We start from the raw sequence: 18,554 nt of genomic DNA on the forward strand, positions 1-18,554 counted from the left end.
GCCATGCCCGCACAGGCCGAAGCAGCACGCCTCGTCCATGGGAGGCGCTGCGATGGACCATTCCACGATGGACCATTCCACGATGGATCACTCCTCGATGGATCACTCCTCGATGGAGCACTCCGCGATGGACCACTCCACGATGGACCACTCCACGATGGACCACTCCACGATGGATCACTCCACGATGGATCACTCCGCGATGGATCACTCCACGATGGATCACTCCGCGATGGATCACTCCTCAATGGACCACTCCACGATGGATCACTCCGCGATGGACCACTCCGCGATGGACCAATCCGCGATGGACCACGGCGCATCGCAGGAGCCGCACGAGCCCATTCCGGTCCTGACCGACGCAGACCGTGCGGCCGCCTTTCCGCAGCTCTCGCACGCCTCCATGGCGCATGGCCCGACGCTCAACTGGCTGGTGCAGCTGGATCGCCTGGAGGCATGGAACGCCAGCGATGCGCATGGCCAGGCCTGGGAGGCCAGCAGCTGGATCGGCGGCGACGTGAATCGCCTGTGGCTGCGCAGCGAAGGCGAGCGCAGCGCGGGACGCACCGAATCGGCCGACCTGGAAGTGCTCTACGGCCGCAGCATCACGCCCTGGTGGGATCTGGTCGCCGGCGTGCGCCAGGACTTCCGCCCGCGCGACGGGCGCACCTGGGCCGCGCTCGGCGTGCAGGGCCTGGCGCCGTACAAGTTCGAGGTCGCCGCCACCGTGTATCTGGGCAGCTCGGGCCAGCTCGGCGCGCGCCTGGAGGCCGAGTACGAACTGCTGCTCACCAACCGCCTGATCCTGCAGCCGCGCGTCGAGGCCGACCTGTCGGCCAGGGACGATCCGCGGACCGGCCGGGGCAGCGGGCTCAACAGCGTCGAGGCTGGCCTGCGCCTGCGCTATGAGGTCACCCGCCGCTTCGCGCCCTACATCGGCGTGAACCACACGCGCTCCTTCGGTGGCAGCGCCGACGCGGCCGACCACCCGCGCGAGACCGCGCTGGTGGCCGGTGTGCGCGTGTGGTTCTAAAGGTTCCCTTTCTTCTCCCACCCCAAGAGGCTCTCCATGAAACATCCGTTCTTCGCTGTCTCCCTGGTCTGCGCCGGCCTGCTTTCCGGCGCCGCCTGGGCCGGTCCGCAGGCGCACCCGCACGGCGACCATGCCGCGGCCGCGCCGGCCCAGGGCGAGTTCGCCGCGCTGGACAGGAACCACGACGGCTTCATCGACAAGGCCGAGCTGCCCAAGGACCATCCGCTGGCGCCGCACTTCGGCATGATCGACATGGACCGCGACGGCAAGCTCAGCCCGGCCGAGTACGACGCCGGCCTGAAGATGCTGCGCTGACCTCAGCGCAGTCCAGAGCGGGCCCGGCGCACCGGAACGCATGAGCGACGCGCCGGGCCCGCCATCACGCGCACACGGATCCTCGCCGCGCGCCTACAGCTCGATCCGCTCCAGCGAGATGATCCCGCGCTGCAGGGCGATGGTGACCGCATGCGTGCGATCGCGCGCACCGAGCTTGGCCATCAGACTCTTCATGTGCGCCTTGACGGTCTGTTCGGAGATCGACAGGCGCTGGCCGATGGCCTTGTTGGTCAGCCCGCTGGCGGCCGCCGACAGGACCACGGTCTCGCGCTGGGACAGCCCGTCGTCGGCCACATGGCAGGCGATGCCCTCGGCGATGTGCATCGGCATGCGCGGGCGCTGGCCGGCGAAGACCGCGCGGATGGTGTCCAGCAGGTCGTGGCGCAGCATGTCCTTGAGCAGATAGCCGGCGGCGCCGGCCTGCAGCGCGCGCACCGCGCGCGCATCGCCGCTGTAGGTGGTCAGCACCAGGATGCGCGCACGCGGATCGTGCCGGCGCAGCCGCTCGATGGCTTCCACGCCGTCCATGCCGGGCATCTGCAGATCCATCAGCACCACATCGGGCGCCAGCTGCGCGTAACGCTCCAGGGCCTGGTGGCCGTCGCCGGCCTCGCCCAGCAGGCGCATGTCCGGCTGCGCCTCGAGCATGGCGCGCAGCCCGTCGCGCAACAGCGGGTGATCGTCCACCACCAGCACGCCGATCTGCGATTGCATCAAGCGTCCTCCTGCGAAGCCCGGCGCAGGCGCTGCCACCAGCGCGTCCGTGCCACAGCGTAGGCGCGCGCGGCCGGGACCGAAAGTGCGATCTCCGTGCCCATCCGCGGCGCCGACCACACCTGCAGCGTGCCGCCGATGCGGGCGGCGCGCTCGCGCATGCCGCGCAGGCCGAAGTGCGCGCGCCTGGTCTGCGCGTCGGCCGGCATGCCCACGCCGTCGTCGCGCACGCGCAGGTGCAGCGCCTCGCGGCCGTAGCCGATCTCCACTTCGATGGCCTTGGCCTGGGCGTGGCGCAGCGCGTTGGTCAGCGCCTCGCGCCCGATCAGGAACGCCTCCTCGGCCACGCAGGTCGGCAGCGCGCGCGGCTGGCCTTCGATCAGCAGGCGCAGGCTGGGCGCCGGACCGTCGGCCAGGCGCTTGCCGACCGCCGCCAGGCGCGCGCCCAGCTCGACGCGCGTGTCTTCGCCGCGCAGGCCGACCACCCGCTCGCGCCCCTCGCGCAGGGTGGATTCGGCCAGCTCCAGGGCGTGCTCGACCTCGTGCCGCACCGGCTCGGTCGGCGGCAGGCGCTGGTTGGCCGCATGCAGCCGCAGCACCAGGCCCTGCATGCCCTGCAGCAAGGTGTCGTGCAGGTCGCGGGCGATGCGTTCACGCTCGCCGTGGCGTTCCTCCAGGCGCGCGCGCCAGCGCGCGGCCAGCGCGCGGCTGCGCAGGACGATGACCGCGGCGATCGCCAGCGCCAGCAGCACCAGCATCGCCACGCGGAACAGCCCGGTCTGCGTCCACGCGGGGCGGATGGCGAAGCCGGCCTGGACCGGCACGCTCCACACGCCGTCCTCGTTGGCGGCCATGACCTCGAAGCGATAGCGCCCCGGCTGCAGGTTGGCGTAGCGCACCTGCGCCAGCTCGCCCATTTCGCGCCAGTGCGCATCCACGCCCTCCAGGCGGACCCGGTAGCGCACCCGGTCCGGGCGCGCGAGGCTGGCGGCGGAATAGTCCAGCTCCAGCTCACGCGTGCGCTTGGGCAGGACCAGCCCGTCGACCAGCGGCTGCCGGCCCTGGCCCGAGACCACCTCCCCCAGACGGACCCGCGGCGCGACGCGGTTGCGCGCGATGGCGTTCACGTCCAGCCAGGCCAGGCCCTGGTTGCTCGCCATCCACAGCAGCCCGTCCTGGCCCAGCGCCAATGTCGGCACGCCACTGGTCTGCAGGGCGACGCCGGGCAGGCCGTCGATGGCGTCGAAGGCGCGGGCCTGGTCCAGCGGCAGGCCGGTAGCGGCACTGCGCCGCAGGTCGTCGGGCGAGACGCGCACCAGTCCCCGGATGCCGTAAAGCAACAGCTCGCCTTCGCCCTGGCGCACGATGCCGCTGATGCCGAGCAGCAGGTCCTCGCGCAGTCCGCGCACGCGGGCATAGCCGCCCGTCGCATCGGCCAGCGCCAGGCCTTCCTCGCCCGCGACCAGGGTCAGTGCGTCGTCACGGTACAGCCCGGTGATCGGCCCGACGCCGGCCTGCGACACCGTCGCCGGGCCCTGCGCATCGTCCGCCAACACGGCGACACCGCCGTCCGGGTAGCCGACCAGCAGCGCGCCGCGCGCATCCACCTGCAGGGTCGAGCAGCGCCGGTCGGGCAGGCGCGTCTCGCGTACCCAGCCGCTGCCGGCGTTGCGCAGCACGCCGCCCGCGGTCGCGCACGCCCACACCGCCTGTGCGGACTGGATCAGGGCCGAAACCTCGCCCGGCCCTGCGTCGGAGGGCGCTGCGGCCATCGTGGCCGGATGCGGCGAACGCACGATCCGACCGCCTTGCCAGCGCCAGACCGCTGCGGCGTCCTGCGCCGGCATCGGGCGCTGCCCCTGGCCCAGCGCCGCCAGGCGGGCGCGGTCCAGCGGCCAGACGGTGCCGGCCTCGCCATAGGCGCGCACCTGCTGCCCCGGCAGCGTCATCAGCGTGTCCGGCGCATCGCGCCCCGGCCAGGCCAGGCGATGGATCAGGTGTCGGCGGAATCGCGACAGGCCCAGATTCGTGCCGATCCAGACATCGCCCTCCAGGTCTTCCAGCACCGGCGAGGCATAGGTGGAAGGCAGGCCCTGGCCGACATCGAAGCGTTCGATAGGCAGCAGGGCGCCGGTGCGCTCCCAGCGCAGCCGCACGATCCCGCCGCCGCCCAGCACGCTGCCCCACAGGCTGCCATCGTGTTGGAAGGCGAAGCGCTGCAGGCGCAGCTGCGGCAGGGCGCGCCGCTGCCGCGCGTCTTCCGGCAGCAGCCCGGCGCGGTCGGCCACCGGCCACAGGCCGCGCCTGCGATCGGCCACCCACACCGTGCCGTCCGGCGCCTGCGCCAGGGTCGCGTAGCGGGTCAGCGGCACGCCGGCATCCAGGAACTTTTGCCCTGCGCGCGGCAGATACAGCAGGCGCTCGGCCGTGGCCACCCACAGGGTGCCGCCCGCGTCGCACAGCACCCAGTACGCCTCGCCCGCGGCGAAGCCCTGCCCGGCCTGCGGCGCGCGCCAGCGCTGCCCGTCGAACCAGCGCAGGCTGACGCCATTGGCCACCCACCAGCGCCCCTGCCCGTCGCGCGCCATCGAGAACACGAACCCCTGCGGCAGCCCCCGCTCGGGGCCATAGCGCTGCAGCGTCTGGCCGTGCAGATGGAAGACGCCGGCATCGTAGGTGCCCGCCCAGACGCCACCGGCGCCGTCGTCCTTGAGCACCGTGAGGTTGTTGGAGGGCAAGGGCTGCCCCGGCGTCGGCGCAGTGCGCATGAAGCGCTGCCCGTCGAAGCGGTAAAGCCCGCTGCCGGTGCCCAGCCACAGGGCGCGATCGCTGCCCTGGAACATGTCCCAGATATCGGCCGGGGCGCCGCGTTCGAGCGTCCAGCTGCTGTGGTCGAACCCCGACAGCGCCGCGTCCCGGGGCGCGTCTTCCGCATGCGCGACGCACGGCCACAGCCAGGCCAGGACCAGCCACGCCAAGCACGCGCGGATGATCCAACTGCCTCGATGTCGCTGCGCACCGGCGCCCCTCATGGATCGATTGTCTCAGGACAGGGGGGCGCGCTGACGCCTCTTTCGGGGGATGCGCAGCGCGTCGGAACCATGCGCCCATCGCTGGCGGAGGTGGCCATGCAGCGACTGTTCTCGATGTTTCCCGACCGGGGGCCCGGTGTGGGCCTGATGCTGCTGCGCGTGGCGCTGGCGGTGGCGCTGTGGCAGTCGCTCACGGCGGGTAGCCCTGCGTGGACCGGCACGGCGCTGGCGGCCGGCCTGCTGCTGATCTGCGGCTGGCTCACGCCCCTGGCGCTGCTGCTCGCCAGCGTGCACGCGCTGGCGCACCTGGCCGTCGATCAGGCGCCGACCCTGCTGCTCATCGCCGGCCTGGCCTTGCTGGGGCCCGGCGCGTATTCGCTGGACGCACGGCGCTTCGGTCGTCGCGTCGTCCGCCATGACGCCGCGTCCCCCGAAAGAGGGAACGACGGACGCAACGAACGAGGGTAGGCGGCCCGGTGTCGCTGGCGACACGATGGCCTTGGTCCCACCGCGCTTGACCGGGCGGCATTCCCGCCGAAGGAGCCCTTCACATGTCGCACGACCCGCACGATCCCCTGACGTTCACGCGTCGCCAGACCCTCCAGGCCGGTGCCGCCCTGATCGCCACCGCCGTCCTGCCGGCCGTGGCCCTGCCACGACCGGCCCCCTCGACCGCACAAGGAAATCCGCCCATGACCAGCAGCTACGTCCAGACCAAAGACGGCGTCCAGATCTTCTACAAGGACTGGGGCCCGAAGAACGCCCAGCCCATCGTGTTCCACCACGGCTGGCCGTTGTCCTCGGACGACTGGGACGCACAGATGATGTTCTTCGTCCAGCACGGCTACCGCGTGGTCGCCCATGACCGGCGCGGTCACGGCCGTTCGGCCCAGGTCAGCGAAGGCCACGACATGGACCACTACGCCGCCGACGCCTCGGCCGTGGCCGAGCACCTGGACCTGCGCAACGCCGTGCATATCGGCCACTCCACCGGCGGCGGCGAGGTGGCGCGCTACGTGGCCAAGTTCGGCCAGCCGCAGGGCCGCGTGGCCAAGGCCGTGCTGGTGAGCGCCGTGCCGCCGCTGATGCTCAAGACGCCGACCAGTCCGGAAGGCCTGCCGCTGGAAGTGTTCGACGGCTTCCGCAACAGCACCGCCAGCAACCGCGCCCAGTTCTTCCTCGATGTGGCCGCAGGCCCGTTCTACGGCTTCAACCGGCCCGATGCGAAGGTCTATCCGGGCGTGGTCCAGAACTGGTGGCGCCAGGGGATGATGGGCAGCGCGAAGGCCCACGTCGATGGCGTCAAGGCCTTCTCCGAGACCGACCAGACCGAGGACCTCAAGGCCATCACCGTGCCGACCCTGGTCCTGCACGGCGACGACGACCAGGTGGTGCCGATCCAGGCCTCGGCGCTGAAGTCGATCAAGCTGCTCAAGAACGGCACGCTCAAGGTCTACAAGGGCTACCCGCACGGCATGCTGACCACGCACGCCGACGTCATCAACCCGGACCTGCTGGCCTTCGTCAAGAGCTGAGGACGCGAACGCCACGGCAGCCCGGAAGCAAATGTGGGAGTGGCACCTGGGAAGAGTTGGAGTGGACGTCGGAGCGAGTGCGGGTGGGAGCCGGCATGCCGGTGATGAGGGTTGCCCGGCAAAGCCCCTCGCCGCCATAGCGGCTCCCGTCTGTAGAGCGGAGCTTGCTCCGCTGGGGCCTTCCCCCATGAACCCAACGAAGAGCAGCGGAGTCCCCAAAAGGGGATTGCCACAAGCTCCGCTCTACAGCCAGTCCACTGCGAGATTTGAGGAGACAGTTGATCCCACGCTCTTTCCCACACCCGCACAAGCGCGCGACACGACACGTCGCTTCATCAGGAGAAATCGTCGATGGCACAGGCCCCCAACCCCACCGTCGTCCTGGTGCACGGCGCCTGGGCCGACGCCTCCAGCTGGCGCGCCGTCATCGCGCGGCTGATGCGCGCACGCCTGAACGTGGTGGCCGTGCAGAACCCCACCACATCGCTGGCCGACGACGTCGCGGCCACCCGCCGCACGCTCCAGGCCATCGACGGCCCGGTCGTCCTGGTCGGGCACAGCTGGGGCGGCACGGTCATCACCGAGGCCGGCAACGACCCCAAGGTGTGCGCCCTGGTCTACGTGGCGGCCTTCGCGCCCGATGCCGGCGAATCGACCGGCGATCAGGTGGGCCAGCACCCGCCGCCGCCCGGCCTCGGCGGGGTCGTGCCATTCGGCGACGGGTTCCTCAAGATGGGCGAGGCCAGCTGGATCGCCAACGTCGCCCAGGACCTGTCCGAGGAAGAAGCGCGCACGCTCGCCGTCGTGCAGACGCCGCTGGCGCTGACGACTTTCAACGACAGGATCGGCCATCCGGCCTGGCGCGACCGACCGAACTGGTACGTCGTGTCCAGTCAGGACCGGGCGGTCAGCGTCGATCTGCAGCGCGCGTTGGCCACGCGTCTACAGGCCCGCACCACCGAACTGCTCGCCAGCCACATGTCGCTGCTGTCCATGCCGGACGCGGTGGCCGAGGTCATCGCGCAGGCGGTAGCCGCCGTTTCCAGTCAGGACGCCTAGGCGTTCTGGTCGAGTGCCACCGGCCTGCCGGAGCAGGCCGATGGGATGGGTGAACGCGCGCGTCGCGCTCAGCCCTTCTGGATGAACTCCAGCAGGTCGGCGTTGACCTGATCGGCATGCGTGGTCGGCACGCCGTGCGGGGCGCCCTTGTAGGTCTTCAGTGTGCCGTTGCGCACCAGCTTGGCCGACAGCACGCCCGAATCGGCGTACGGCACCACCTGGTCGTCGTCGCCGTGGATCACCAGCACCGGCACGGTGATGGCCTTGAGATCCTCGGTGAAATCGGTCTGCGAGAACGCGACCACGCCGTCGTAATGCGCCTTGGCGCCGCCCATCATGCCCTGGCGCCACCAGTTGTGGATCACCGCTTCCACGGGCTTGGCGCCCGGCCGGTTGTAGCCATAGAACGGGCCGGCCGGTACGTCGTGATAGAACTGCGGGCGGTTGGTGGCGACCTGCTTCTGGAAGTCGTCGAAGACCTCCTTGGGCGTACCGCCCGGATTGCTCGCGGTCTTGACCATCAGCGGCGGCACCGCGCTGATCAGCACCGCATGGGCGACCTTGTCCTCGCCGTGGCGCGCGATGTAGCGCACCACCTCGCCGCCGCCCGTGGAATGGCCCACGTGCGTCGCCTTGCTGATGCCCAGATGCTCGACCACCGCCGCGACATCGTCGGCGTAATGGTCCATGTCGTGCCCGTCCCAGACCTGCGCCGAGCGCCCGTGGCCGCGACGGTCGTGGGCGACCACGCGGAAACCCTTGGCGAGGAAGAACATCATCTGCGCGTCCCAGTCGTCCGAGGACAGCGGCCAGCCGTGGTGGAAGAAGATGACCTGCCCGTCGCGCGGGCCCCAGTCCTTGTAGAAGATCTCCACGCCGTCTTTGGTCGTGACTGTCGGCATACGCTTGTTTCCTCGCTGATGGTGGATGTGATGGGACCGGCGGCTATCGCGGATGCGCTGGGCAGGGCGCGTCACGGGAGGGCAAGCCACTGTCCGGTGGATCGTTCGTCGGCATGCATTGCCTCGGGATCCGCCACTGCATGAGGACCCCGCATCGACTGGCCCATTAGATACAACCGCCGTGTTCGGATGGCGTCGCCGCTTCGTCAAGAACAGGTGGAGGCTCTTGCACCAAAGGCATCGAAGCTCTGCGCCGGAACGCATCGTTGGCGGCCGGCCGGGCTGTTGTTCAAAGACGCGGCAATCACCACCGACGGTGGGCGCGACGCTCGCCTGCCTCACCTTGCGCTGCACGCACCCCTGCGCGCCGCTGCCGGCGATGGGCAAGCGACGAGATGGCCCTGCCGTGTCTCAGACGCGATCGGAACTCCGCTGGCCAGCCGCTAGATCGATCGCTGCGGAAGCAATCAGTTCGCTTCCGCAGCGGCCTCGGCTTCGGCCTCGATGCGCTGGCGCAGGCGGCCGGCGCGGACCAGGATCGCCGGCGGCCGCGTTTCTTCGGGGATGCTGAGCAGCTTGAGCCGGCGCAGCGCCTGCCCCGGTCCACGCGCCGAGGTCAGCGCCACGATCGGGATCGACAGCACCAGGCCGGCGATCACCGGCGACATCCACAGCGCCAGCGAAGGCGAGACGAAGTACGCCGCCGCGCCCATCAGCACGCCGAACACCGACAGCCCGCCGTAGCGGCGCACCAGCAGGCCCCACGGCATCGAGCCGTCGTCGCGGCGCTGCGCGTCCCAGCCCGAGTCCTTGCCGGCCAGCACCTCGGCCACGCCGCGCGACTGCACGTACATCACGATCGGCGCCATCAGCGCGGCCAGCACGCTCTCGATCACGATGCTCACGATCATGCGGAACCAACCGCCGCAGCCGCGCCGCACCTTGCGGTCGGCCAGCACCGCCAGGTATCCCATCACCTTGGGCGCGAACAGCGCGAACATCGTCGCCTCGAACACGTACAGGATCCGGTCCGGGTCGAGCGAGCGCCAGTAGCTCACCGGCGAAAAATGCGCCAGGTCCGACAGGCTCAGCAGCGTGCCGGCCTGCTCCAGCGGGATGGCGATGCCGATCAGCATCATCATCGCCCACATCGGCGCGGTCAGGTAATGACCGATGCCGATCATGAAGTGGGTGCGGCTGATCCAGTGCAGCCCGCGCGTGGGCAGGATGCCCACGTGCTGCAGGTTGCCCTGGCACCAGCGCCGGTCGCGCACCAGCAGGTCGGTCAGCGAGGGCGGGCCCTCCTCGAAGCTGCCGCCCAGCGCCGGCGTCATGTGGCAGGCCCAGCCGCCGCGGCGGATCAGCGCCGCCTCGACGAAGTCGTGGCTGAGCACATGGCCCTTGAACGGGCGCACGCCGCCGAGCTTGGGCAGGCCGGCATGATCGGCGAAGGCCTGGGTGCGGATGACCGCGTTGTGGCCCCAGTAGTTGCTCTCGGTGCCGTGCCACCAAGCCACGCCGTGCGCGATCACCGGGCCGTAGACGCGCCCGGCGAACTGCTGCATGCGCGCGAACAGCGTGCTGCCGTTGACGATCAGCGGCAGCGACTGGATCAGCCCCACGTCCGGGTGGGTCTCCATGCCCCAGGCCAGGCGCACGATGGTGTCGCCGGTCATCAGGCTGTCGGCGTCCAGGATCAGCATCTGCGGATAGGCCGCGCCGAAGCGCCGCACCCACTCGGCGATGTTGCCGGCCTTGCGCTCGGCGTTGTCGGCGCGGTGGCGGTAATAGAGGTTGGGCGCGCCGCCCAGGCGCTCGCGTAGGCGATGGAACTCCTCCACCTCGTCCATGCGGATCGGCCCGCGCGTGGTGTCGGAAAGGATGAAGAAATCGAAGCGGTCGATATGCCCGGTCTCGCGCACCGACTCGTAGATCGCCTGCAGGCCGGCCATCAGCCGCTGCGGCTCCTCGTTGTAGGTGGGCATCAGCAGCGCGGTGCGCACGGTCGGCGTGGGCAGCGGATCTTCCGGCCGCAGCCCCAGACGGCGGCGGCGGCGCGTGACGATCAGCAGGAAGCCGGCCAGCGCGCTGCAGAACGACAGCGACACCCAGGCGAACAGCAGCGCGAACAGGGTCAGGAACAGCCCTTCGAGCAGGTTGATGCCATCGGTCGCCATCACCCGGAACATCTGGTACAGGCCGGCCAGGGTGATCGCCAGCGTCCCGCCGAAGATGTAGAGCCGGCGCAGCGCCATGTTCGGCGGCGCCGAGGGCATGGGCGGGCTGCGCAGCTTGCCGGTGCGCAGCGACTGCTGCGGCATCTCCAAAGGCGCCGGCGGCGGCAGCAGTTCGTAGGCGAAGGCCTGCTCGTCGATGACGTGCTCGGGATAGGGCACGCGGATGGGTTCGGCGATCTTCATGCGGTACGACGCGCGGGGCCTGGCTGCGGGAGGGGAATCACGCGCGCGATCGCCACGCTGGCGTGCAGGCGCAGCGGAAGGAACACGACAGGGTCGGACGCGGGGACATGCGCAGAAGAATACAGGCGCTGGCGCGCTTGGCGAATCCGATCCGCCGGCAAAAGCGACTCAGGCCGCGGCGCGGACGGGGGGCGTTGCGGGAAGACCGCGATGGAGACACCGCAGTCGGCGGCGTTGGCACGCACGCAGACTCCTTGTTGGGGGGACAAGAATGCCGATGCTAGACGATGGAACGTTAGGGTTTTGCCGGACGGCGCGCGCGCCGCCGCCGCAGAACGCGACAGGCCCGCCGATGGCGGGCCTGTCGTGGATCGCGTCGCAGGGCCTGGACGGTCCCGCGCCTGGCCTGGATCAGTCGATGTCCAGGAAGCTGCGCAGCGTCTCCGAACGCGAGGGATGACGCAGCTTGCGCAGCGCCTTGGCCTCGATCTGCCGGATGCGCTCGCGGGTGACGTCGAACTGCTTGCCGACCTCTTCCAGGGTGTGGTCGGTGTTCATGTCGATGCCGAAGCGCATGCGCAGCACCTTGGCCTCGCGCGGGGTCAGCCCGGCCAGCACGTCGCGCACCGTTTCCATCAGGTTGATGTTGGTGGTGTTCTCGATCGGGGACTCCACGTTGGTGTCCTCGATGAAGTCGCCCAGGTGCGAGTCCTCGTCGTCGCCGATCGGGGTCTCCATGGAGATCGGCTCCTTGGCGATCTTCATGACCTTGCGGATCTTGTCCTCGGGCATGTCCATCTCCTTGGCCAGCTCCTCCGGCGTGGCCTCGCGGCCGTACTGCTGGAGCATCTGGCGCGAGATGCGGTTGAGCTTGTTGATCGTCTCGATCATGTGCACCGGGATGCGGATGGTGCGCGCCTGGTCGGCGATCGAGCGGGTGATCGCCTGGCGGATCCACCAGGTAGCGTAGGTCGAGAACTTGTAGCCGCGGCGGTATTCGAACTTGTCCACCGCCTTCATCAGGCCGATGTTGCCCTCCTGGATCAGGTCCAGGAACTGCAGGCCGCGGTTGGTGTACTTCTTGGCGATGGAGATCACCAGGCGCAGGTTGGCCTCGACCATTTCCTTCTTGGCCTTGCGCGCCTTGGCCTCGCCATAGGCCATCTGCCGGCTGATGTCCTTCAGATCGGCCAGGGTCAGGTACATCGCCTGCTCCACCTCGATGGTGGCCTGCTGCTGGGCGATGATCTGGTCCTTGACCTCACGCAGGCCCGAAGACCACTTCTGCTTGCGCTTGAGCGCCTCGTCGACCCACTCCAGGTTGGTCTGGTTGCCTTCCCAGGAGCGGATGAAGTCCTTGCGCGGCATCTTGGCGGTGACCGTGGACAGGTGCAGCACGCGGCGCTCCTGGTCCTTGATCTGCTGCAGGACGTCGCGCACGTGCTTGACCAGGTTGTCGGTCAGGGCCAGCGGCAGCTTCAGGGTGACGAACACCTCGGCCATCTCGGCGCGCAGCTTGGCGCCGGTCTTGCTGTCGGCGCCGCTCTTGGCGTAGCCCTTCTTGAACTTGGCCATGGCGGCGGCCATCACTTCCATGCGGCGCGCCACTTCCTCCGGGTCCGGACCGGTCGGGCCGGCTTCCTCTTCGGCGCCGCCCTCTTCGTCCTCATCCTCGTCGTCGGTGTCGGCATCGGCATCGGCGTCGCTGACGTCGGCCGCCTCGACCGCGGGGGCCTCCGGCTCTTCGACGATGTCGTTGAAGCCCACGACCACCTCGGCCAGGCGCTTCTTGCCGGCCTTGTGCAGCTCGTAGTCCTCCAGGACCATGTCCACGATCGACGGCAGCAGGCCCAGCGAGGCCTGCACCTGGCCCAGGCCTTCCTCGATGCGCTTGGCGATGGCGATCTCGCCCTCGCGGGTCAGCAGCTCGACCGTGCCCATCTCGCGCATGTACATGCGCACCGGGTCGGTGGTGCGGCCACCCTCGGTGTCCAGCGAGGTCAGCGCGGCGGCGGCTTCCTCGGCGGCGGTCTCGTCGACCTCGCGGTTGCCGCTGGCCTCGCCGGCCAGCAGCAGGGTCTCGGCATCCGGCGCCACTTCATGGACCTGGATGCCCATGCCGTTGATCATGCCGATGATGTCTTCGATCTGCTCCGGATCGACCATGTCGTCAGGCAGGTGATCGTTGACCTCGGCATAGGTCAGGTAGCCTTGTTCAAGGCCCTTGCTGATCAGCAGCTTGATGTCGGATGCCTGGGCAGGACGTTCGTTGGCCATGAGTGCTTGCGCCGCCTAAAAGAAAGGTCTGGAGAACCACGTATTATACCAGCCGGACCGCGTCCAGTCTGGATTTAGTGGGGCTTGTGCAGCTGTTTTCGCGGCAGCTCAGGGCCGCAGCAGGAAAGTCACCGGGCCGTCGTTGACCAGGTCCACCACCATATGGGCGCCGAAACGCCCGGTTTCCACCCCCCCGTGCCGCACCCGGCAGACCTCCACCAGCCGGTTGAAGCCGCGTTCAGCCTCTTCCGGCGGGGCGGCGGCGGTGAAGCTGGGCCGCATGCCCGAGGCCGTATCTGCCGCCAGGGTGAACTGGCTGACCAGCAGCAGGCCGCCGCCGGTGTCGGTCAGCGAGCGGTTCATCCGCCCGGCCTCATCGGCGAAGACCCGGTAGCCCAGCAGGCGCTGGGCCATGCGCTGGATCTGCGCCTCGCCGTCGCCCGGCTCCAGCCCGACCAGGGCCAGCAGCCCGGGGCCGATGGCGCCGACGGTCTGGCCGTCCACCGTCACGCTGGCGCGGGTCACGCGCTGGATCAGCGACAACATCGGCTTGGGCCTCCTTGGGGCACCGGTCTCGGCCGCACAAGGTGCGGACGGGAGCCGGGCTTTGCAATCCCCGCCCGGTTGACACCGCCGATAGACTGGGACGATGAAGCCGCACCTGCTGGCCGCTGGCGCCTACCGCGCCGCCGCCGCCCTCACCTCCCTGCCCTGGCCGCTGCTGCGCCGCCTCGCCGATGCCCTGGCCTGGACCTGGGGCCGGCTGGACGCGCGCGAGAGCCGGGTGGCCCGCCGCAACCTGGAGCTGGCCTATCCCGAGCTGCTGCCCAGCCAGCGCGCCGATCTGCACCGGCGCATCCTGCGCGGCACCGCGCGCCAGGCGCTGGAGACGCTGCGCTTCTGGACCCGACCGCACGCGCGGAACCTGGACGAGCACCTGCGCCAGCGCCACGGCCAGGACCTGTACGACGCGGCGCTCAAGTCCGGCCGCGGGGTGATCGTGGCCGCGCCGCATTTCGGCAACTGGGAGCTGCTGAACCAGTGGCTGGCCTCGCGCGGGGACATCGCCATCGTCTACAAGCCGCCGGCCTCGGCCGCCGGCGACGCCTTCCTGCAGCGCGTGCGCGGGGCGGAGAACATCCGCCAGGTGCGCGCCGAGGGCCCGGCCGTGCGCCAGCTGTTCAAGGTGCTCAAGGAGGGCGGCGCGGTCGGCATCCTGCCCGACCAGCAGCCCAAGGCGGGCGATGGGGTGTTCGTGCCGTTCTTCGGCGTGCCGGCGCTGACCATGACCCTGGTCAACCGCCTGGCCGAGCGCACCGGCGCGATCGTGCTGCTGGGCTGGTGCGAGCGCGTAGGCAGTGGGCTGGACTTCGCCCTGCACGTCGAGCCGACCCCGCCGGGCATCGGCGACGCGGACCCGGTGGCAGGCACCGCCCTGCTCAACGCGCAGATCGAGCGCGTGGCCCGGCGCGACCCGGCCCAGTACCAGTGGACCTACAAGCGCTACACGCTGCGCCCTCCGGGCAGTGGCCAGACCGACCCGTACTGGACCGCCAGGCACCCGCACTGACGGCCCAGACCCGCATCGTTCCGCTGGCGTGGCCGCCGCCGCGCGGCGGATCGGCGAAAATGCCCACCAGGCTCCATTCGCCCCATCGCACGCCGCCCCGTTCCTCGCCCCGCCGCTGATTCCGACCGCCATGACCGCTTCCCACCTCCACCTCGCCCTGTTCGGCCATCCCGCCGCCGTGGCGTGCGAGCGGGCGGCCGCCGAGCTGCGCGCGGGCCGGCCGCTGCGCGTGGTCGATGCGCAGGGCGGGCAGACCGCCGTGCTGGCGGTGGACACCGCGTCCCCGGACAGCTTCCACGGCTTCCTGGAGGTCAGCGGCGGGCGGGCGACGCTGTCGATCGGGCCGATCCGCGCCGGCGTGCTCGGCCTGGACGCGCCGCAAGGGGCGCGCCTGGCGCTGGACGGGCGCTTCGATCAGCTCGCCGACCTGAGCTATCTGCCCGCCCAGCCGCACGGCGACGCCTGGCACCCGGCCAACGCGCGGGATGCCGCCGGGCTGCAGCTGGCGCGCCTGGGGCTGCTGCTGCCGGCGCTGGTGGTGCACGACCTGGACGCGCAGGCCGGTCCGTTCGACGCCTGCCTGGCCATCACCCTGGACCAGGTCGAGGCCGGCCAGGCCGACGCCGGGCAGGACTGGGAGGAAGTCGCCAGCACCCGCGTGCCGCTGCGCGGGCTGGGCGATGCGCGCTTCGTGGTGTTCCGCGGCGGGGTGGCCCAGCGCGATCAGGTGGCGATCATCGTCGGCACCCCGGACTTCAGCCGGCCGGTGCCGGTGCGGGTGCATTCCTCGTGCCTGACCGGCGACCTGTTCGGCTCGCTCAAGTGCGACTGCGGCGACCAGCTGCGCAACGGCCTGGCCAAGCTGGCCGAGCTGGGCGGCGGCGTGCTGCTGTACCTGGACCAGGAAGGCCGCGGTACCGGCATCGCCGCCAAGATGCGCGCCTACGGCTATCAGCACCTGGGCCTGGACACCATCGATGCCGACGCGCTGCTGGGCTTCGGCCCGGACGAGCGACGCTACGGCACCGCCGCGGCTATGCTGCGCGGCCTGGGCGTGCATCAGGTGCGGCTGCTGAGCAACAACCCGTCCAAGGTCGAGCGCCTGCGCGCGGTCGGCGTGGAGGTGGTCGAACGCCTGCCGGTCACCGGCCGTATCACCACCGACAACGAGCAGTACCTGCGCACCAAGGCCGCCCGCGCCGGGCACGCGTTGGACGTGGACGCGCTGCTGTCTTCGCTGTCCTGATTGCTGGCGGCTTTCAGGATCGTCATTCCCGCGAAAAGCGGGGATCCAGTGCTTTGGGAAGTTGTGCGTAAAGTCCATGGGTTCCCGCTTGCGCGGGAACGACGGTGGGGAGTGCGCGGGTCGCGCAAGCGGCGAAGACGCCTGGGCCGAGGGCGCGACACCGGGTCGAGGTGTCCTGAGACGGCCTCGCGCTCACCCCCGGGGCCACCGCACGCTCTAGACTCGGCGGCGCTTAGCTCCCGCCCTCCCCGTCCAGGCTCCGCGTGTCGTCCTCGCCTCCGCTTCCCGAAATTGCTCCGCCACCCGCACCCGCCACCGCACTGCCCGATGGCTGGCAGGCGCTGCCGCCGCGCGGCGCCCGGCTGGCTGCGCTCGGCGCCTTCATCGGCACACTCGTGGCCGGCGCCTTCGCCCTGGGCGTGGCCTGGCTGTCCGCGCCGGGCCTGACGCCCTGGCTGGACGACGGCGCGATCGCGGTCGCGGTGATCGCGCTGGGCGCGGCGGTGATCGCCTATCGCCGCCATCGCTTCATCCGCTGGCGGCTGGACGCGCAGGGCTTCGCGCTGATGCAGGGCCGGCTGTGGCGCAGCGAGACCCATGTGCCGATTTCGCGCGTGCAGCATCTGGACGTGCGCCGCGGCCCGCTGGATCGCGCCGCGCGGCTGGCCACGCTGGTGGTGCATACCGCCGGCACGCGGCTGAACGCGGTCTCGGTCTCCGGGCTGGACCAGCGCGATGCCGAACGCCTGCGCGAGCGCCTGGCGCACCAGCTCGACCGCGACGACGACGCGCTGTGAGCGCGCCGCCTGACGCCGTGCAGCGCGGTCCGCGCGACCAGCGCCTGCATCCGTGGTCGTGGCTGTTCGTGCTGCTCCAGCAGCTCAAGCAGTTCCTGCTGCCGCTGCTCGTGCTGGTGGTGTTCGGGGGCGGGCGCGATGGCGACTCGGACCGCTACAACCATGTTGCCACGCTGGTGGTGATGGCGATCCTGGTCGGCACCTCGCTGCTGCGCTATCTGACCTACCGCTACCGCATCGGCGCAGAGGGCCTGAGCATCCGCAGCGGCCTGCTCAACCGCAGCCGGCGCGAGATTCCCTTCGCCCGCATCCATAACGTGGCGGTGCATCAGAGCCTGCTGCACCGGCTGTTCGGCGTGGCCGAGCTGCGCCTGGAGTCGGCCGGCGGCAGCAAGCCGGAAGCGCAGATGCGCGTGCTGCGGCTGGACCAGGCGCTGGCGCTGGAGTCGCTGGTGCGCCATCGCGGCCAGGCCGGCGCCGAGGCCGTGCCCGAGGCGCCGGAAGGCAACACCCTGCTGGCCCTGGGCGCGGGCGAGATCGTGCGCCTGGGCCTGATCTCCAACCGCGGCATGATCGCGATGGCGGCCACGGCCGGCGCGCTGTACCAGCTGTTCCCGCAGCGCGTGGTCGCCGATGCGATCGAACGCTACGGCCGGCAGGCGTTCGGCTTCGCCAGCCATCTGCACCTGGGCTGGCTGACCTGGCTGCTGACCGCGACCAGCGTGCTGCTGCTGGCGCTGGCGCTGCTGCGGGCGCTGTCGATCGCGCTGGCGGCGCTGCAGTACCACGGCTTCCGCCTGAGCGAAGCGCAGCAGCGCCTGACCGTCGAACGCGGCCTGCTGGCGCGCGTGCGCTCCAGCGCGGCGCGGCGCCGGATCCAGTCCTGGACGCTGCGCGAGGGCGTGCTGCATCGCTGCTTCGGGCGGCGCAGCCTGGACATCGACACCGCCGTGGTCGGCAGCTCGAACGAACAGGACCGCGCGATCCGCGAACTGGTGCCGCTGGCCACGCCCGAGCGCTGCGATGCGCTGCTGCAGCACCTGCTGCCCGACGCGCAGTGGCCACCGGCGCAGTGGCATGCGATGCCGGTCGGGCAATGGTGGCGGCTGTGCCTGTGGCCGGCGTTCTGGCTGATCGTCCTGGCCGCGGCGCTGTGGCCGCTGCTGGATGTGCTGGCGCTGGTGGTGCTGGCGTGGTGGCCGTGGTCGGCGTTCAAGGCGCGCCGGCAGATGCAGCACATGGCCTGGAGCGTGGACACACGCCTGGTGGCCGTGCGCGGCGGCTGGTGGACGCGCTGGTGGCGCTTCGCCGAGGTCGACAAGCTGCAGGCGCTGCGCCTGAGCCGCTCGCCGCTGGACCGCCGCTGCGGCACGGCCACGCTGCTGCTCGACTCGGCCGGCGCCGCCCACCAGGGACCGCGCCTGGAGCTGCGCCTGATGCCGCTGGACCAGGCCCGCGCCCTGCATGATCAGCTCACCGCCACCCTGGCACGGCGCCGGCTGCGCTGGTGAGGAAGCCATCGCTTGGCAGGGTGGAAGCAACTGTCTCCTCAAATCTCGCAGCGGCCTGCCTGTAGAGCGGAGCTTGTGGCAATCCCCTTTTGGGGACTCCGCTGCTCTTCGTTCGGCTCGCG

The 18,554-nt window shown here is 70.6% G+C and carries 15 protein-coding genes; 9 read left to right on the forward strand and 6 right to left on the reverse strand.

Annotated features, from left to right (window positions below; translation table 11 throughout):
* The first annotated feature begins 127 nt into the window (after positions 1 to 127).
* Positions 128 to 1,033 carry a copper resistance protein B gene (locus WFQ05_RS16625; RefSeq protein ID WP_337054686.1) on the forward strand — a complete coding sequence of 302 codons (906 nt, stop codon included), beginning with the start codon at positions 128 to 130 and terminating at the stop codon, positions 1,031 to 1,033.
* A gap of 36 nt (positions 1,034 to 1,069) precedes the next feature.
* Positions 1,070 to 1,348, forward strand: a complete 279-nt coding sequence (locus WFQ05_RS16630; RefSeq protein ID WP_337054602.1) for a hypothetical protein — start codon at positions 1,070 to 1,072, stop codon at positions 1,346 to 1,348.
* Positions 1,349 to 1,441: 93 nt separating this feature from the next.
* Here the strand turns inward: WFQ05_RS16630 and WFQ05_RS16635 are convergent, their stop codons facing one another.
* Both WFQ05_RS16635 and WFQ05_RS16640 read right to left on the reverse strand, forming a co-directional pair.
* Complete coding sequence (locus WFQ05_RS16635) at positions 1,442 to 2,083, reverse strand: response regulator transcription factor (RefSeq protein WP_286575357.1); 642 nt, start codon at positions 2,081 to 2,083, stop codon at positions 1,442 to 1,444.
* The gene (locus tag WFQ05_RS16640) at positions 2,083 to 5,061 is read right to left on the reverse strand and encodes an ATP-binding protein (RefSeq protein WP_337054603.1); all 2,979 of its coding nucleotides are present in this window, start codon (positions 5,059 to 5,061) and stop codon (positions 2,083 to 2,085) included. Before WFQ05_RS16640 ends, WFQ05_RS16635 begins: the two co-directional genes overlap by 1 nt.
* Positions 5,062 to 5,211: 150 nt before the next feature.
* Here WFQ05_RS16640 and WFQ05_RS16645 point away from each other — a divergent pair, with 150 nt between their 5' ends.
* The 3 genes from WFQ05_RS16645 to WFQ05_RS16655 all read left to right on the forward strand — a co-directional run bounded on the left by WFQ05_RS16645 (position 5,212) and on the right by WFQ05_RS16655 (position 7,709).
* On the forward strand, positions 5,212 to 5,583 hold the full coding sequence (locus WFQ05_RS16645; RefSeq protein ID WP_337054604.1) for a hypothetical protein: 372 nt from the start codon (positions 5,212 to 5,214) through the stop codon (positions 5,581 to 5,583).
* 224 nt (positions 5,584 to 5,807) lie between these two features.
* Positions 5,808 to 6,650: an alpha/beta hydrolase gene (locus WFQ05_RS16650; protein WP_337054687.1), complete on the forward strand. Its 843-nt coding sequence runs from the start codon at positions 5,808 to 5,810 to the stop codon at positions 6,648 to 6,650.
* A 351-nt stretch (positions 6,651 to 7,001) separates the two neighbouring features.
* On the forward strand, positions 7,002 to 7,709 hold the full coding sequence (locus WFQ05_RS16655) for an alpha/beta hydrolase (protein ID WP_337054605.1): 708 nt from the start codon (positions 7,002 to 7,004) through the stop codon (positions 7,707 to 7,709).
* Positions 7,710 to 7,777: 68 nt separating this feature from the next.
* Here WFQ05_RS16655 and WFQ05_RS16660 read toward each other — a convergent pair whose 3' ends face one another.
* From WFQ05_RS16660 to dtd, 4 genes are all read right to left on the reverse strand, one after another.
* On the reverse strand, positions 7,778 to 8,611 hold the full coding sequence (locus tag WFQ05_RS16660; RefSeq protein WP_337054606.1) for an alpha/beta hydrolase: 834 nt from the start codon (positions 8,609 to 8,611) through the stop codon (positions 7,778 to 7,780).
* Between the two features lie 467 nt (positions 8,612 to 9,078).
* A complete protein-coding gene (gene mdoH, locus WFQ05_RS16665) occupies positions 9,079 to 11,031 on the reverse strand; it encodes a glucans biosynthesis glucosyltransferase MdoH (RefSeq protein ID WP_130516861.1) in 1,953 nt (650 codons plus the stop codon).
* 411 nt (positions 11,032 to 11,442) lie between these two features.
* A complete protein-coding gene (gene rpoD / locus WFQ05_RS16670) occupies positions 11,443 to 13,308 on the reverse strand; it encodes an RNA polymerase sigma factor RpoD (protein WP_130535096.1) in 1,866 nt (621 codons plus the stop codon).
* Between the two features lie 108 nt (positions 13,309 to 13,416).
* A complete protein-coding gene (gene dtd, locus WFQ05_RS16675) occupies positions 13,417 to 13,854 on the reverse strand; it encodes a D-aminoacyl-tRNA deacylase (protein ID WP_337054607.1) in 438 nt (145 codons plus the stop codon).
* A gap of 103 nt (positions 13,855 to 13,957) precedes the next feature.
* Between dtd and WFQ05_RS16680 the strand changes: the two genes are divergently transcribed.
* The 4 genes from WFQ05_RS16680 (at position 13,958) to WFQ05_RS16695 (ending at position 18,432) form a co-directional block, all read left to right on the forward strand.
* Positions 13,958 to 14,878, forward strand: a complete 921-nt coding sequence (locus tag WFQ05_RS16680; protein ID WP_130516855.1) for a lauroyl acyltransferase — start codon at positions 13,958 to 13,960, stop codon at positions 14,876 to 14,878.
* Positions 14,879 to 15,008: 130 nt separating this feature from the next.
* Positions 15,009 to 16,124, forward strand: a complete 1,116-nt coding sequence (ribA, locus tag WFQ05_RS16685) for a GTP cyclohydrolase II RibA (RefSeq protein WP_337054608.1) — start codon at positions 15,009 to 15,011, stop codon at positions 16,122 to 16,124.
* A gap of 290 nt (positions 16,125 to 16,414) precedes the next feature.
* Positions 16,415 to 16,921 (forward strand): PH domain-containing protein, encoded by a 507-nt coding sequence (locus tag WFQ05_RS16690; protein ID WP_337054688.1) that lies wholly within the window; start codon positions 16,415 to 16,417, stop codon positions 16,919 to 16,921.
* Positions 16,918 to 18,432 (forward strand): PH domain-containing protein, encoded by a 1,515-nt coding sequence (locus tag WFQ05_RS16695; RefSeq protein ID WP_337054609.1) that lies wholly within the window; start codon positions 16,918 to 16,920, stop codon positions 18,430 to 18,432. The genes WFQ05_RS16690 and WFQ05_RS16695 overlap by 4 nt, the downstream gene beginning before the upstream one ends.
* The last annotated feature ends 122 nt before the right edge of the window (positions 18,433 to 18,554 follow it).

Source organism: Pseudoxanthomonas sp. USHLN014 (assembly GCF_037153335.1).
Lineage (GTDB): Bacteria > Pseudomonadota > Gammaproteobacteria > Xanthomonadales > Xanthomonadaceae > Pseudoxanthomonas_A > Pseudoxanthomonas_A winnipegensis.